Annotated in this window: 10 protein-coding genes; 8 read left to right on the plus strand and 2 right to left on the minus strand. The window is 37.1% G+C overall.

Annotated features, from left to right (window positions below; genetic code table 11):
- The first annotated feature begins 16 nt into the window (after nucleotides 1–16).
- The 8 genes from JM84_RS01025 (at nucleotide 17) to JM84_RS01060 (ending at nucleotide 15,250) form a co-directional block, all read left to right on the plus strand.
- A complete protein-coding gene (locus JM84_RS01025; RefSeq protein WP_013750936.1) occupies nucleotides 17–1,687 on the plus strand; it encodes a RagB/SusD family nutrient uptake outer membrane protein in 1,671 nt (556 codons plus the stop codon).
- 114 nt (nucleotides 1,688–1,801) lie between these two features.
- On the plus strand, nucleotides 1,802–5,056 hold the full coding sequence (locus tag JM84_RS01030) for a VCBS repeat-containing protein (RefSeq protein WP_144782327.1): 3,255 nt from the start codon (nucleotides 1,802–1,804) through the stop codon (nucleotides 5,054–5,056).
- Nucleotides 5,057–5,061: 5 nt separating this feature from the next.
- A complete protein-coding gene (locus JM84_RS01035; RefSeq protein WP_013750934.1) occupies nucleotides 5,062–8,400 on the plus strand; it encodes a VCBS repeat-containing protein in 3,339 nt (1,112 codons plus the stop codon).
- A 3-nt stretch (nucleotides 8,401–8,403) separates the two neighbouring features.
- Nucleotides 8,404–11,643: a VCBS repeat-containing protein gene (locus JM84_RS01040; protein WP_013750933.1), complete on the plus strand. Its 3,240-nt coding sequence runs from the start codon at nucleotides 8,404–8,406 to the stop codon at nucleotides 11,641–11,643.
- Complete coding sequence (locus tag JM84_RS01045; RefSeq protein ID WP_013750932.1) at nucleotides 11,643–12,998, plus strand: vanadium-dependent haloperoxidase; 1,356 nt, start codon at nucleotides 11,643–11,645, stop codon at nucleotides 12,996–12,998. The genes JM84_RS01040 and JM84_RS01045 overlap by 1 nt, the downstream gene beginning before the upstream one ends.
- A gap of 11 nt (nucleotides 12,999–13,009) precedes the next feature.
- Complete coding sequence (locus tag JM84_RS01050) at nucleotides 13,010–13,903, plus strand: GyrI-like domain-containing protein (protein WP_013750931.1); 894 nt, start codon at nucleotides 13,010–13,012, stop codon at nucleotides 13,901–13,903.
- A 1-nt stretch (nucleotide 13,904) separates the two neighbouring features.
- Entirely contained in the window at nucleotides 13,905–14,474 is a 570-nt protein-coding gene (locus JM84_RS01055) for a pentapeptide repeat-containing protein (protein WP_013750930.1), read from the plus strand.
- Nucleotides 14,475–14,644: 170 nt separating this feature from the next.
- A complete protein-coding gene (locus JM84_RS01060) occupies nucleotides 14,645–15,250 on the plus strand; it encodes a DUF4230 domain-containing protein (RefSeq protein ID WP_013750929.1) in 606 nt (201 codons plus the stop codon).
- 77 nt (nucleotides 15,251–15,327) lie between these two features.
- Here JM84_RS01060 and JM84_RS01065 read toward each other — a convergent pair whose 3' ends face one another.
- The gene (locus JM84_RS01065; protein ID WP_144782329.1) at nucleotides 15,328–17,619 is read right to left on the minus strand and encodes a glycoside hydrolase family 65 protein; all 2,292 of its coding nucleotides are present in this window, start codon (nucleotides 17,617–17,619) and stop codon (nucleotides 15,328–15,330) included.
- 90 nt (nucleotides 17,620–17,709) lie between these two features.
- The gene (gene pgmB, locus JM84_RS01070) at nucleotides 17,710–18,366 is read right to left on the minus strand and encodes a beta-phosphoglucomutase (RefSeq protein WP_144782331.1); all 657 of its coding nucleotides are present in this window, start codon (nucleotides 18,364–18,366) and stop codon (nucleotides 17,710–17,712) included.
- Nucleotides 18,367–18,438: the final 72 nt, after the last annotated feature.

Genomic DNA, 18,438 nt, shown 5'->3' on the forward strand with positions numbered 1-18,438 from the left:
TTAAAAAAAAAGAATTATGAAACGAAACATTAATTTATTGCGCACTACACGATTTATGGTAGGTGCATTCATGATTGCTGCTACGATTACATCATGTACTGATCTCGAACTAGAAGAAACCGACTCTGTCATTTCTGACGCAAGTTTTGCCGGAGTAACAGAGCCTGCTTCATTTTTGGATGGTGTGTTTGGCCAACTTTATGGTCAAATAGGAACTCAAAGTAATATTTTCGCTTTAAGTGAAGTTACTACTGATGCAGCATTGATACCTACACGTGGAGCTGACTGGGGGGATAATGGTGCTTGGAGACAATTACACCAACACAACTGGCCAGTTAACCAAAGAGATATCGAGGCTACTTTTCAAGAGTTCAACTCTATTCATTTCAAAGCCGCGCAGGTTTTATCAGAACTAACGACCGCAGCTACTGCAGAAGACCGTGGGAATGCACTATTCTTAAGAGCGATGGGAATGTGGGTAATACTTGATAATTTTGCTCAAATACCTGTAAGAGATCCTGCTGCTCCACTTTTTGATGACGTAGTAGTTTTGAGAGGTCAAGAAGCCGTAGACCAAATTGTTTCTGACTTGAATGAAGCGATTGACGTTCTTCCTGCTGGAGGACCGGGTGCTGGGAGTGGAGAATTTTCTGCTCACATTCGCCCAACTAAAGCTGCTGCGAGATTTTTACTCGCAAAAGTTTTATTGAATAAACATATCTATTTAGAAACTTCACCTGATAATGCAGACATGCAACAAGTTGTAAGCTTAGTAGATCAGATTGCCGGAGAAAACTATGGAATCGAATCTGGATACTTTAATATCTTTCGACCAGAATCTGACAATGAGAGTATTTTAGTTGGAACAGCCGCTACAGAAGCTCGTGTTTTTAATGGTCTTCACTATAATAGCTCTAATGTTCGTGGTGGTGGATGGAATGGTTTTTCTACACTAGCAGAATATTACGACCTATTTGAAGGCGATCCTAATATAAACGTTGCAGGAAGCGGTCAAGAAGAAAGAAGAGGATTTGTACCTACTATGGGTACTCCATTTACTGGTGAGGATGGAACAGAAGATGTTCTCACACACCCTTTACCTGCAAATACTGATCAAGGTCCTGATGGATTTACAGATGGATCAGCGGTTGGAGTAGGATTTCTTATAGGTCAACAATATGGTGATACTGGCGTAGCTCTTGAAGCACGTAATGGTGGAGGGCCTCTGGAGTTTACAAGAGACTTTACAGATGGTAATGGCGATATTAACCTCATTAACAACAACGAGAAAACTGGAATTCGAGTAACTAAGTACAATATTTCTTATGATCAAGGAAGAAATAGAAATCACTTAATAGTATTCAGATATTCTGATGCTCACTTGATGAAAGCAGAAGCAATCCACAGATCTGGCGGAGATGCAACAGCAATGATCAATGAGTTACGTCTAATACGTAATGCCACTCCATTAGGTGCTGTTACAGATCAAGATATTCTAGATGAAAGAGGTCGTGAATTATATGCTGAATTATGGAGACGTAATGACCTTGTAAGATTTGGTCAATTTACCAAAGATTGGCAACTTAAAGATCCGGCATATGTAGGTGATGATACGAGAAATAAATTTCCGATCCCTGCATCACAGTTAATTTTGAACCCAAACTTAACGCAAAATCCAGGATACTAAACTCTTGGTAATTTAATTAGCTTAAAAGAGGGTTAGATAATATCTAGCCCTCTTTTTATATACACAACTTAGACGTCCATCATCTTGAAACATGTTTTTACATTCATAGCTTTAATGTTCTTCATATTTTCATGTAAGAACAAAAAAACAGATGTAAGATTTACACTTAAAACAGATTCAGGAATCACATTCAAAAATGAATTGTCTCCTGACTCAGATTTAAATATCTTAAGCTACCTGTACTATAATAACGGCGCAGGAGTAGCAACAGGAGATTTTGATAATGATGGATTAATAGACATTTATTTCACTTCTAATCAAGGACCAGATAGATTATATCATAATCAATCTAATCTTACTTTTAAAGATATTACAGAACGGGCAGGGATAACAAATGATACTGGTTGGACTACAGGCGTTACAACGGTAGACATTAATAATGATGGACTATTAGACATCTACATATCTAAAGTAGCAGGTCATTTAAAGCTTAAAGGACATAATCTTCTTTATGTTAATCAAGGTCTCAAAAATGGCCAACTTACCTTTAAAGAGGAATCAAAAAAATACCAATTGAATCTATCTGGATTATTTACCCAATCTGCATTTTTTGATTATGATAATGATGGTGATCTCGACGCCTATATCATGGGTCATTCATTATACCCCAACGCTTACTTTGGACGTGGAAGTCAGCGCACAAAAATAGATAGCACTAATGGCGACAAACTATTGGAAAATCGAGATGGGGTCTTTATAGACGTTTCCGCGAAAGCGAATATATTTTCATCAAGAATAGGTTACGGACTAGGAATTGCCATAAGTGACATAAACAATGATGGTTATCCTGACATTTATATAGGTAATGATTTTTTTGAAGATGACTATCTATACATAAATCAGACGAATAGAACATTTAAGGAGGTAAACACTAGAGAAGGGAAACTAGGACACACTAGCCATTTTTCTATGGGTAATGATATTGCAGATGTCAATAATGATGGTCTTACCGATATTCTATCTGTAGATATGCTACCTGAAGATCTAAAAACTTTAAAATCATCTGGAACTGAATTTAATTTTCCTATTTTCCAAAATCAGTTACGTCAAGGATATCAACCTCAATTCATGCAAAACACCTTGCATATTAATCAAGGGAAAGAGGAATTTTCTGAAACTGCTTTTCTAAGTGGAATTTCAAGTACAGAATGGAGCTGGTCTCCCTTACTTGCAGATTTTGATAACGATGGTGATAAAGACATCTATATCACCAATGGTATTGTGGGTGCAACAAATGATATGGATTTTATAAATTTTATATCAAATGAAAATATTCAAAAAAGAATAGGCAGTCGCATGACTGACAAAGAGCTTCCGCTATTAGAAGAAATTCCACAAAAGAAAACGTCCAATTATTTCTTCTCAAATAATGGTGATGGCACATTTAAGAACACATCACAAACTTGGACAGAGAGCATTTCTTCCTTTAGCAATGGAAGCAGTTATGCAGATTTAGACAATGATGGTGACTTAGACATCATCGTAAACAATGTAAATGAACAAGCATATCTGCTAGAAAACAAAACCCAACAATTAAAAGATAACGTGCATTATCTCAAAATTCGTTTTAAAGGATCTCCCCAAAATACCTTCGGTATAGGAGCAAAAGTTCATGTGTATAGCTCAACAGACTATCAATATTTTGAAAACTATACTACAAGAGGCTACTTGTCTTCTGTAGCACCAGAACTATCAATTGGTTTGGGAGAACACAAGAGTATCGATTCGCTCACTGTTGTATGGCCGGACGGCAAGCTACAAACCTTGAAAAACATAAAAACAGATCAACTAATCACACTAACATATAATGCATCTTTTGCGGCTCCTTCTAGCCGAAAAGAAACATTAAATACACAAATACCTGATAGCCTTATCCCATTTAAACATGCAGATAACGCAACGCTAGAATTCAGTAGAAATCCTCTTGTGCCTTATGCATCTACTAATCTAGGTAAAGCTATTGCCACAGGAGATTTAAATAACGATGGACTCGATGATATAATCGCTCTGGGTTCTAAAAAGCAACAATCCACTACTTATATTCAAAAATCTTTAGGTACGTTTAGGGAACTAAAACTTCCTAAGAGCAAGGAGCATCAAATACATGAGGATATTGACGCTATAATTGCAGATGTAAATGGTGACTCTTTAAACGACTTAATTATAGTAAGCGGCGGCAATGAAATAAAATCTGGCAAACCTCTTCAACCTCGGTTATATATAAATAATGGAACATCTTTTACCTATGACGAGGCTGCATTCTCAGATATAGCCGTAAATGCATCTACCGTAAAAGCCATAGATATCGATAACGATGGGGATCTCGATGTATCAATAACTAGTGACGTAATCCCTCAACAATTTGGCACTACCCCCCTCCAATATATTCTTGAGAATAATGGGAAAGGTATTTTTAAGGATATTACTGCACAATACAGCACTTCTTTTCAACATATAGGAAACGTGCGAGATATTCAATGGATAGATATAGATAACAATGGATATAGAGATGCCGTGGTTATAGGACACTGGATGTCTCCTGTAATTTTTCTTAATGATGGAACTAAACTTACGAAACAAGATAATACCGAATTAGAAGAAACTACTGGTTGGTTCAATTCATTGAAAGTAGCAGATTTTGACAATGATGGAGATTTAGATATCATCGCTGGGAACTGGGGACTTAATTCAAGGCTTACTGCTTCTGCAGATCAATCGTTACAATTATACATTCAAGATTTTGACAGCAACGGAACTCAAGACCCTATTGTAACATATTATTATCAAGGAGAAGAAACTACGATTGCAACAAAAGATGAACTCGTAAAACAGCTACCTCAACTTAATAAGAAATATTTGTCTTATAACGCTTTCGCGAAAGCGAGATTTAAAGAAATACTACCTGAAGACAAATTAAAAGAAGCTCAAGTAAAATCTATCACAACACTTGCTTCCATGTATTTTGAGAATGATGGAGACAATAGATTTAGCGCGCATGAGCTACCCCTACTTTCTCAAATCTCATCTGTACACGATATTCTAGTAGATGATATAAATGACGATGGATACAAAGATGTATTGTTAGTAGGTAATGATTATGAAATAAGTACTCAAATAGGAAGACTAGATGGATCAAAGGGCGTTCTACTTATCAATGATAAAAAGGGCTTCTTCCGTATAGAAAAACAACCAAAATTTAATATTTTAGGAGCCTCTAGAAGTATACAAACCATTACCATTTCTGGAACGACCTATTATCTCATAGGAAGGAATAATGACACCCCATTATTCATAAGAAAAGACGACTAAACTTTATGGAAACACTACAAAAATATGGGCTTTTATTAATAGTCCTTCCTCTATTATTACTTTCTTGTAATGAGCAGTCTAGTGCAAGCCAAAAGAAGGAGAGTGATACATTATTTACAGAGATGTCCTCAGACAGCACGGGAATCAATTTTATAAATAGCATTAAAAATGAAACCGATTTCAACATTTTTAAGTACCGAAACTTCTATAATGGCGGTGGTGTAGCCATAGGTGACATTAATAATGATGGTCTAGCAGATATTTACCTAACGGCTAATATGGGTAAGAATAAGCTTTTCTTAAATAAAGGAGATTTTAAATTTGAAGATATTTCAGCATCTGCAGGTATTGAGGGCAACAAGCCGTGGTCTACTGGAGTAACAATGGCAGATGTAAATGCAGATGGACTACTCGATATTTATGTAAGTAATGCAGGAAACCTCGAAGAAGACAGTCATGATAATGATTTATACATAAACAATGGCGACCTCACCTTTACTGAAAAAGCAAAGGAATATAACCTAGCAACTTCAGGATTTTCAACCCAAGCTTCCTTTTTTGACTATGATAAAGATGGAGATCTAGATGTCTATATTCTCAATAATAGTAACGTTCCTGTGAGTAGTTTAGGCAACAAAGGACAACGTGACAAACGTGCTCAAGACTGGGAAAGTGTCGGCAGCCAGTTTAGAGGCGTAGGTGATTTATTAATGCGTAATGATGGCGGGGTATTTACAGATGTAAGTGAAGAGTCCGGAATCTATGGATCTCTCATAGGCTTTGGTCTAGGAGTGATGGTCACAGATATTAATAATGACTTATGGCCAGATATTTATATATCAAATGATTTTTTTGAACGTGACTACCTGTATATTAATAATCAAGATGGAACGTTTACGGAGGAGATAAAGAAATGGACGTCTCACTTATCACTCTCAGCGATGGGGATTGATATTTCTGATATAAATAACGATGGCCTACAAGATATTTTTATCACCGATATGCTCCCCGAAAATGAGCAACGTGTTAAGTCTGTTATGGAATTTGACGGATACAACGTTTATAAGAGAAAGCAGCGTAACGATTTCTACCAACAATTTATACAGAATACCTTACAGATAAATAATGGTAATGGTACGTTTTCTGAAACAGCATATCATAGCGGAGTTAATGCGACAGACTGGAGCTGGTCTGGACTTGTGTTTGACATGGATAATGATGGGTATCGTGACATCTATGTCACTAATGGTATTAATCACGATCTTACAGATCTTGACTTTGTAGACTTCTTTGCAGACAAGCTTATGCGTAGCCAAGCTACTGGAAAAACAAATCCTGTAGATTCTATTATCAATAAGATGCCTATTAAACCTCTGGCAAATTATGCGTATCATAATCAAAAAGACATCACGTTTATAAATAAATCTAAGGATTGGGGGCTTGCTACACCGAGTATGAGTAATGGTGCAGCCCACGCAGATCTCGATAATGATGGTGACTTAGATATCGTGGTTAACAATGTAAATATGCCTTCCTTTGTGTACCGCAACAACACAAAGGTTGATAAAGATCATAACTACATTAAACTCACTTTTAAAGGAGCTGACAACAACAAATTTGCCGTAGGCACCACAGTAAGGCTATATCACAATAACCTTACTGTATTGCAAGAACTTATACCTTCTCGCGGATTCCAATCATCTATGGATCATGATATGACTATAGGACTAGGAAGCTCTACAACCATAGACTCACTTCGCGTTATATGGCCTGATGACAAAACACAATTCTTAACAAATGTAAAAGCAAACCAAACACTTAGGTTATCAATTACAGATGCTGCAGAAACATATATCCCTATAACTACTACAAAGCCTACGTTACTTAAAGAAATTGCAAATCCGAAACTCATTGCACACAAAGAAAATAACTATAATGACTTTGATTTTGAGGGACTCATTGCAAAAAAGCTTTCTCAAGAAGGTCCTGCAATGGCAATAGGAGATATAGATAATGATGGCAATGACGATATCTTTATAGGTGGAGCAAAAGGGCAAACTAGTGTGCTCTATCTTCACAAAGGAAACGGTAATCTAGAGCCTTCGAGTAAAATTACATTTGAAAAATCTGCGCTATTTGAAGACACCGCAGCAAATTTTGTAGATGTCAATAATGATGGCTTTTTAGATCTCATCGTATCAACAGGTGGTGGTCAAGTAGATGCAGAAGCTTACTACATTTCTAGACTTTACATAAATAACGGCAATGGAACATTTAAAGACGCACGTAGTTTACCTTCCGTATATCAAAGTGCATCTGTAATTGCATCTAACGATATTGATGGCGATGGAGATATCGATTTATTTATTGGTAGTAGAAGCGTCGCAGGTGTTTATGGTATTGACCCACCACACGCAATTCTAATCAATGATGGGAAGGGTAATTTCACTAAAGACAACTTACTCTCTAAGCAGCTTAATCCTGCTGGAATGGTTACAGATGCCCTATGGTTAGATCTTGATGGTGACAACAACAAAGAATTAATAACCGTATCAGACTGGGGAACTCCTACTGCATTTAAAATCACAAGCGAGTCCATTAAAGTTATGGATACCGGAATATCATCTTATGCAGGATGGTGGAATGCCATACAAAGCGCAGATCTGGACAATGATGGCGACTTAGACCTTATACTCGGTAATGATGGAACAAATGTGCATTACAAACCAGGAAGCAATGGCCCGCTTAAAATGTTTATCACAGACTTTGATGGAAATGGTACGATAGAACAAATCACAACCTTCTCAGAGGGTGGCAAAGACTTCCCAATACACCAAAAGAGCGAAATCACATCACAAATAGTTTCTCTCAAAAAGAGAAATCTCAAAGCGTCAGATTATGCACAGCGATCTATTGATGAGCTTTTCTCTGAAGATATCCTAGCCAACGCTATTGTAAAAGAAGTTAATACTGCCGAAACAATAATTGCTATAAACGAAGGAAATGGCAACTTTACTATCAAAGCATTACCTACCCGAGTACAACTATCTTGTGTTTGTGGCATCACGTGTACAGATGTAAACAATGACGGCAATCTTGATATTTTAATGGGAGGTAATAATTTTGAATTCAAACCTCAATACTCTCAACTTGATGCTGGATATGCTCACGTATTACTAGGAGACGGTAAAGCAAATTTTGAATGGCAGGATTATACGGATACTGGCTTCTTTGTGCGCGAAGAAATGAAGCATCTAGAAACATTTAAGGATGCTCAAGGCAATGTATTTCTTGTAGCAGCAATCAATGATGGAAAACCTAGAATTTTCACAGCAAACAAGTAATCCATGAAGTGGGGAGTTTTATTGGGTCTGTGTTATCTGCTTATTGCTTGTACTAATCAATCAATACAAAAAGCACCTGCGCTATTCTTAAACCCCACAAGCACGAGTACTGGAATCACTTTTTCAAACAATCTCACAGAAACAGACAGTCTCAATATACTCGACTACTTGTACTTCTATAATGGTGGTGGCACTGCTGTAGGAGATATTAACAATGATGGATTACCCGATATCTACCTCTCTGGAAACCAAGTAAAAAATAAGCTCTACCTCAATAATGGCGACCTTACATTTAATGATATCTCGGCTAGTGCTGGCGTAGAAGGCAAAAGCTCTTGGAGTACTGGTGCAATAATGTTTGACGCAAACTCAGATGGACTATTAGATATCTATGTGCGTGCCGTAGTAGGCATAAATGATTTCCAAGGACACGACGAGCTCTTTATAAATAATGGCGATGAGACCTTTACAGAGCGTGCTGCAGAGTTTGGCCTTGATTTTCAAAATTATGGCACCACAGCTGCCGTTCTTGATTATGATAAAGATGGTGATCTGGACTTGTATATACTCAACCATGCGGTACATACAGAATCCTCATTTGGTCATGCCGATTTACGCCTAGAACGCAACGAATTTACGGGAGACAAGCTTCTTAGAAATGACGGAAATACCTTTACAGATGTCAGTGAAGAAATGGGCATTTATGGCGGTATTAATGGGTATGGCCTAGGTATTTCTATTGCAGATTTTAATCAGGATGGTTATCCAGATATATACGTAGGTAATGACTTTCATGAGGACGACTATTACTATATCAATGAAGGAGGATTACGCTTTCGCGAAAGCTTAAAAGAGCAATTCCCACATACCTCAAGATTTTCAATGGGTAATGACGTAGCCGACATTAATCATGATGGTTTTCCTGATCTCATGTCGCTAGATATGTTGCCAGAAGATGAGAACGTCCTAAAGGCATCCGAAGGTGATGATAACATCCAGACACAAAAACTGCGTACAGAACGTTTTAGTTATCACTACCAGTTTACCCGCAATATGCTATTTATAAATCAGCCAGGGTATCAATTTCAAGAACGTGCACTTTCCTCAGGAGTTGCGGTGACAGACTGGAGCTGGAGTGCTCTCTTTGCAGATTTTAATCAAGATGGGAATCAAGACTTATTTATTTCAAATGGCATCCCAAAACGCCCTAATAATCTTGATTTTATTAATTTCATTTCTAGCGGTAAGATTCAGAACAGGCTAAACGAGACTAGGCTTTTAGATAACGAAGCTCTTAATCTTATGCCTAACGGTGCTTCACATAATTATGTCTACCAAGGAAGTAAAGACCTCGTATTTACAGACCAATCTGGAGTATGGATTGACAAAAAACCTACGGTGTCTGGTGCATCTGCGCTTGCAGATTTTGATAATGATGGAGACCTTGATATCGTTGTTAATAACATTAATCAAGAGGCAACTATCTACGTGAACCAAACTGATACTACAGCAACTTACTTAAAATTAAAATTTGAGTATTCAAATGATAATCCGCTAGGTATAGGCACTAAGGTTTTTGCATATCAAAATGGAACGTTACAGTATAAAGAGCTGTATACTGCACGAGGTTTTCAGGCATCCTCTGAGCCCATTGTTCACTTTGGTTTTAAAAAGAATACTACAGTAGACTCGCTTCGTATTATTTGGCCAGATAACAAGCAGCAAGTATTCTACGATATTCCTACAAACCAAACATTGTCCTTATCACCGCAAAACACAACCACTTTTGACTATAGTTTACTTCAAATAAAAAGCAAGCCACTATTTACTAAAGAAGCAGGAAATCTAGGTATAGACTATGTACACAAGGAAGATGCTTATATAGATTTTAACAGGCAGCAATTAATACCTTATCAGATATCTGACCGTGGTCCTGCAACGGCAATTGGTGATATAAATGGTGATGGTATTGAAGACGTCTACTTTGGAAGTTCTAAGTTTACACCTTCGGAGGTTTATGCTGGAGGAAATAACGCTTTCGCGAAAGCGTACTCAGCCCCATTAAAATCGCTTTCAAAAACAGAGGATGTGACAGCTACTATCCTTAACAAGGAAATTATCGTGGGTACGGCAGGAGGTGATTTTTCTGAAGTGAACGAGGCTTTAGAAAACTATTATTTAAAAGTATCAGACACCTTAACCATGGAGATGTCAGGCATACGAGCTAACACCTCAATCATCATTGCAAGTGATTATGATAATGATGGAGATGAGGATCTCTTTGTAGGTAATTATGCCGTTACAGGTGACTTTGGAAAAGTTCCTACATCGTTTCTTTTAAAGAATGATGAAGGTAAGTTTGTCAAAGATCAAGACAACCCTCTAGGCAAGATAGGCATGGTTACAGATGCCGTATGGACAGATTTTAATAACGATGGCGCCGAAGATTTAATTGTCATAGGAGAATGGATGCAGCCACTTTTTTACAAAAATGAAGATGGCATTCTTAACAAAAAAGAAGTACTAGACGCTACGCTCAATGGTTTATGGCAAAGCATACAACCGTTTGATATGGATCATGATGGTGATATGGATTACCTTCTTGGCAACTGGGGAACAAACAGTAAGTTTACAACATCTACAGCGTTTCCCATGACAATGTATTATTCAGATTTTGATAATAATGGGCAAACAGAAACTGTTGTTACTACGGCAAAAGACGGAAACTACTACCCTATTAAAAATCTTCAAGAGCTAGGAGCTCAACTTGTATTTCTCAAAAAGAAATATGCAAATAATAATGACTTTGCTGGAGATACCGTGTCCCAAATTTTTGGAGATAGAGCACTTAATACCGCTCAGCGATTTGAAGTAAACACCTTAGCCTCCGGATATTTAAAAAATGAAAAAGGAATTTTTACTTTTGTACCTTTCACTGGTGTATTGCAAGTAGCGCCTATTATGGATTTCGTAGTTTACGACTTTAATGGCGATGGCCGCGAGGAAGTACTGGCTGGAGGAAATTATTTTGGCACAAAACCATATCACGGCAGGCTAGATTCATTTTCGGGGGCACTCATAGCATCCGAAAATAAAGTAACTTTAGGATATGAACTAGGTCTAGATTTTGCACAAAAATCGATAAGACATTTAAACATTATAACCGTTAACAATATCTCATACTTGCTCGTAACTTTCAATAACGAAGCCGCACAAGTTTATAACATACAAATCCCTGATTAATGAAAACAGCATACCACTTTCTTATAGTTGTCCTTATTACTACATGCATCACTTCTTGTGCGTCAAAAGATGAGCCTATTGTCATTACTCCAGAGCACTTTCATAATGCAATAGATAAGGTTACCGAGGTTATTATACACGACATTTTCTCACCACCTGTTGCGAGTCGTATTTATGCGTATCCTAATATTGCAGCTTATGAAATACTAGCCGTAAATGATACTGAATTTAACTCTCTATCTGGACAACTAGCAGGCCTTAAAAGTATTCCAACTCCATTAAAGGACGCGACTATAAACTTTGAACTTGCAGCACTAGTTGCTCACATGGAAATGAGCAAGCGCCTCATATTTTCTGAGCAAGAAATTGAGACTTATAGAGATAGCCTCTACACAACATGGAAAGAGAGCAATGAAGATGTTTTTATACAGTCTCGAGATTATGGGCTAGAAGTAGCAAGCCATATAGCACAATGGATGGATGGAGATAATTATAAACAGACGCGTACAATGTCTAAATTTTCTGTGTATGCAGATGAGCCTTCTCGCTGGCAACCTACGCCTCCAGCATACATGGACGGTATAGAACCACACTGGAATAAAATAAGACCATTTACACTTACATCTGCAGATCAATTTAAGCCTGTACCGCCACCTGCTTTCTCACTAGAAGAAGATTCAGATTTTTATAAGGAGCTTAAAGAGGTTTATGATATAAGCACGCAAATCACAAAAGATGGTGACACCTCAGATGAGATTGCGATTGCTCAGTTTTGGGATTGTAATCCATATGTATCTGTAACTCGTGGTCACTTAATGTTTGCTACCAAGAAGATTACTCCTGGAGGTCACTGGATAGGTATCACAAAGATTGCTTCAAAGAAGGCAGGTTTTGATGTAATGAATACATTACATGCTTATGCAAAAACATCTATCGCTATGAACGATGCGTTTATTTCTTGCTGGGATGAAAAATATCGATCTAATCTGATACGTCCAGAAACACTAATCAACAATCACATAGACGACTCGTGGAAACCTATATTACAAACGCCTCCGTTTCCTGAGTATGTGAGTGGGCACTCTGTAGTATCTGGTGCAGCATCTGAGACATTGACTAGCATTTTTGGCGATGACTTTTCTTTTGATGATGATACAGAAATAGCATACGGACTTCCAGTGCGTAGTTTTACTTCCTTTAAAGCCGCAGCTGAAGAGGCTGCTATAAGTAGAATGTATGGTGGTATTCATTATCGTGCTGCAGTAGCAGTAGGGCTAGACCAAGGTCAAAAACTAGGCAAATTTATTGTCTCAACACTTGAGATGAAAAATGAAACAATGGTTGCAACTAACTAAGTTTTGAAATAATGAAAAAAATCATAGCTGTATTACTTATTGGTTTCATTGCAGTCTCTGGGTGGTATTTATTTCTGAAACCAGGAGACTTTACTGCAAAAATAAAAGCCAAAGGAAACCTAGGAACCATCGAGCAGTTTACAAAGAATTGGAATGACAATGCGGTAACAACTGCATTCGTTTTAGAAAAGAACAATCGTACTCAGATTGATCAAAAATATATCATACACGATTCGGTACATCTATATATGTGGAATATAGAAAGATTAAATGATACTGTTTCAGAGATAAAAGTACATGTAAAAGACAGTGCTCATAGCTTCCAGAATAGGCTTCAAGGACTATGGCAACAAACTAGCTTTGAAAAAAACACTAGACAGACCATTCTCGATTATAATGAATCATTACAGCAACATCTCAAAGATATAACTATCACTATAAATGGCGAGGCTACATTACCTGCAAAGCACTATGCCTATACAGAATATGAGGGGCTGCAAGCTTTTAAAGTAACAGGCATGATGAGAGACATCACCTATCTACAAAATACAATGGCTGGGTCAAACGCTACATTAGATGGCCCGCCATTTATAAAAATCACCCATTGGAATCGAGAAACAGATAGCATTAAATATCAGTTTGGTTTTCCAATAATACCTTCGGACTCACTTCCTCAAGTAGCAGACATAAAATATGGAAACACTAAGGGTCAACAAGCTCTTAAAGCTACCTACAATGGCAATTATCTCACATCAGATAGAGCTTGGTATGCGCTTATAGATTATGCAAAAACTAACAATATAAAAATAGATCCAAGGCCTACAGAAATTTTCTATAACAATCCTAACATGGGTGGCGATGCTAGTAATTGGAAAGCAGAAATCTTCATTCCCATAATTGATTAATATGTCGGACTTCTATGATGACCAAGATTTTGAATCCATCGACTTCACCTTACAATCCTTTAAAAAAAGTGAGTATGACAATTGCACATTTACAGACTGTAACTTTGAAAATCTTCATGTCTCAAATACAAGCTTTCTAGAATGTACATTCATAGATTGTAACCTTACTAATGTAAAATTTGGCGGCACCACTCTCAATCAAGTTATATTCGATTCGTGCAAGTTATTAGGCGCAGATTTCAGTGTTTGCCAGCCGTTTATGTTAGATATACGCTTTCGCGAAAGCATACTACAGCTAGCAAACTTCACACAATTACCTTTAAAAGGAACATCTTTTACTTCTTGCCAAGTTACAGAAGTAGATTTTACTGGTGCAGATTTATCACAGGCCACATTTACTGGGTCAACATTGAGTAAAACTATTTTTGACAATACAGATCTTACTAAAGCAGATTTTATAGAAGCGCTCGATTTTACTATTGACACTACGAATAACAATATGAAAGGCGCTATGTTTTCTAAGGATAACTTAGAAGGACTCGTAGCACACTTACAGCTCAATCTTAAGTGAGATTTGTAATACAGAAAATAGGGTAAATGCCCCTACTGAAAAGCTATTCCTCAAACTATATTTACATCAATAATCAATGAGGGATTAAATTGGGGGATTTATAAACTCATATAGCCACACTAACGTGTGGCTTTTTATTTTATGTACCTTAGTTATGGAAAAACACAACTATGCGTAACATACTTTTTGGTGCAATACTCACCTTACTTATTGTTTTTGGCTTACGGTATTGCGAGCATTCTCAAAGTGAGAAAGAACAGCTACGAGCAAATACCGCTCTTATAGAAAAACAAATCAAAAATGTAGGTAAGCTCATCGTTACAGAAGGTAACTATGCCCAAGTTTTTACCTATGAAGATTCAAAAAAATTCTATGTAGATGTGCTATCTGCCACAAAAAAAGCATTAGTGGTAGTAAATGCCGAAGCAACCATTGCCTACGATCTTTCTAAAGTTACTACAGAAATTGATGAGGTCACAAAAACCGTAAGCATTACCTATATCCCAGAACCTGAGTTGAAAATTAATCCTAATATAGAATATTATGATGTGCAGCAGGACTACCTCAACCAGTTTAATGCTCGAGATTATAATATCATAAAATCACGCGTTCAAAAAGGACTTGAGAAGGAAATTAAAAATTCCACCCTGTACACAAATGCACAAAACAGACTCATATCTGAGCTATCTAAAATTTATCTTCTTACTAGCTCACTAGAATGGACGTTAGAATATAATGGCAATATTATAGATGACGCACATCCTATTAAACCATAATAAACTTGTTCCATAAAATAAAAAACGCATCATAAAGTGAATCTCTATGATGCGTTTTTGAGTATCTATAAAATAACTTATGCGCTTATTGTTTCCTTATTACCATTTACAATAATATCTAGTGCTTCTCCACTCATAAGAGTAAATGTTGTCTCACTCTTGTTTACCTCAACTTTGAGAATCTGTCCTCTAAAGTTTACTTTGAAAGAATAAGCTTCCCATGCATCTGGAATTTTAGTTTCAAAAGATAGTGTGTCATTTTTCACACGCATTCCCCCAAAACCTTCTACCACACTCTGCCAGGTTCCAGCCATACTCGTGATATGTAAACCTTCTTCTACTTCTTTATTATAGTCATCTAGATCAAGCCTTGACGTGCGTAAGTAGAATTCATATGCCTGATCCATCCTACCTAGCTTAGCAGCCTGTATAGCGTGTACACATGGCGACAGCGAACTTTCATGTAACGTAAATGGCTCATAGAAATCAAAGTGCTTTTCTAGATTTTCCTGAGTAAAATGATCTTCAAAAAAGTAAAAACCTTGTAGTGTATCTGCTTGTTTAATGTAAGGCGAACGCAAGATGCGATCCCAAGACCATTTTTGATTAATAGGTCGGTTGGATTTTGGTAAATCTGCTACGGTGATTAACTCTTTATCTAAGAAACCATCTTGTTGTAAGAATACGTCATGCTCTTCAGAATATGGGAAATACATCTGTTCTGCTGTAGATTTCCAAGAGAGCATCTCGTCGTAAGACAGATGAGTTTTACCAGATATACGTGACCAGTCTTGCTTTTGAGTATCTCTTATCAATTCAGCTTTCGCAAAAGCGAACTCCATACACCACTTTGCAATATAGTTTGTAAACCAGTTATTGTTTACGTTGTTTTCATATTCATTAGGCCCTGTAACTCCTAGAATCACATAGGCATTCTTAGCTTTAGAAAAAGTAGCTCGCTGTCTCCAGAAACGTGCTACAGCTATGATCACTTCTAGCCCCATTTCTGGAATATAAGTAGTATCGCCTGTGTAGCGTTCATAGTTATAAATAGCATATACCATAGAGCCGTTGCGGTGTATCTCCTCAAAGGTAATCTCCCACTCGTTATGACACTCTTCCCCGTTCATTGTGACCATAGGGTATAATGCAGCACCTCCCGAGAAGCCTAACTTTTCTGCATTCTCAATAGCTTTATCCAACTGATTATAACGATAGGTAAGCAATTGCCTAGCCACTTGTTGATCCTTAGTCGCCATGTAAAATGGAATACAATACGCTTCCGTATCCCAATAGGTTGATCCTCCATACTTCTCTCCAGTAAATCCTTTAGGACCTATATTAAGACGGCTATCTTGTCCCGTGTATGTCTGATTGAGATGAAAGATATTAAAGCGTATACCTTGTTGCGCCTTTACATCACCATCTATGGTGATATCAGACATTTCCCAAGTTTGTGCCCACGACTCCTTTTGAAGTTGTTGTAAAGTATCAAAACCAACTGTAGTGGCCTCATTAATTACGGTCGTAGCAGCGTTTACAAGATTATCTTGTTCATGATTAAGGCTAGTTACATATCCTCCTAATTTATGAATACTAAAAGTTTCTCCTTGAGAGATTTCCGTCTCATAAACATGACCGATATATGTTTCGGTAGTGTTAGTACGCTTTCGCGAAAGCGTAACCTCCCTGCCATCTATATTAAATCTATTATGCATCATAGTGCACACATGAAACTCTGTTTTCATGGTATGTGCCGTAATAAAAGCCATATCACCATCTTCTGAAACCTCTAGCGTGTTCCAAAACTTATCATCCCAATTAGAATCTTCATTAGTGATACCACTATCCAAGTAAGGCTCATAACTTATTGTGGCATCTCCATTAATAGGTGTTACCTCGTAGTTAATAGCACCTATTTCATCCATTTTCATGCTCAAAAAGCGAGTAGACTTTACTGTAATCTCTACATCATTTTGTAAGGTCGCCTGAAAGCTTCTGTACAATACACCGCTTTTCATATCAAGTTCGCGACGGAAATCTTTCACCTCTTTACACGTATGTAAATCTAGGCTCTCACCATTTACTGTCACTTTTATGCCTATCCAGCTAGGAGCATTGAGCACCTTTGCAAAGTACTCTGGATATCCATTTTTCCACCAGCCTACACGAGTTTTATCTGGATAATATACACCTCCTATATAACTTCCTTGAAAAGTGGCTCCACTATAATTTTCTTCAAAATTTGCGCGTTGTCCCATGGCTCCATTACCCAGTGCCATTAAACTCTCTGAAGATTTTACGTTATCTGGGTTCCATCCCTCTTCTATAATGGACCAACTATTTGGTGTGATATAATCTATATGCATACTCTCAATAAAATTTTAAATAATAGTCCTCACCCTACAAATTAGTGCGGCAGAACGTTTATTAAATAAATTGTTGTTTTTCTAGTAGTCTTATGCTTCAATAAGTGAAGCTAAAAATGCGTCACTCATTTCTGTAAAGTCTGCAAATACATAATCTGCTTCATGTAATACATCTTTTTCTCCTATACCTATACTTACCATTCCAGCAGCATTTGCTGCCTGTACTCCCGCAATAGAATCTTCAAAAACAATACAATCTGTACGTTCTATTTTTAAAGCTTCTCCTCCTTTTAAAAATACTTCTGGATCTGGCTTTGCAGCCGTCACATCATTACCATCTACTATAGCTTCAAATTTCTGTATGAGATTAAGCTTTGTTAAAATGGACCTAGCGTTTTTACTAGCACTACCAAGAGCGACACCTTGATTCTTTTCGTGTAAAAAGTTTAGTACACGTACTACATCTGGAAGAATCTCACTATCATCCATTGCCTCTATATATTTGAGGTATTCTTCATTCTTCTGTATAAGCCAGCGTTCTTTTTGTTCTTGCGTAGCTTCATAAGATGCCAGATCTAGCAGAATTTCAAGCGATTGTACACGGCTAACTCCTTTAAAAAGTTCGTTCTGTTCTTCTGTAAAATCAAAGTTCATTTCCTTAGCGAGATTGCGCCATGCCAGGTAATGAAATTTTGCTGTATCTACTATTACGCCATCTAGGTCAAATAAAAATGCTTTTTTTTTCAATGTCAAGTTAGTTTCATGCCTATTGGTTTATGGATAAACCAATCGCTTTTGTTGATTTTAATTTTTCGCGAA

The organism is Dokdonia sp. Hel_I_63 (genome assembly GCF_007827285.1).
Lineage (GTDB): Bacteria > Bacteroidota > Bacteroidia > Flavobacteriales > Flavobacteriaceae > Dokdonia.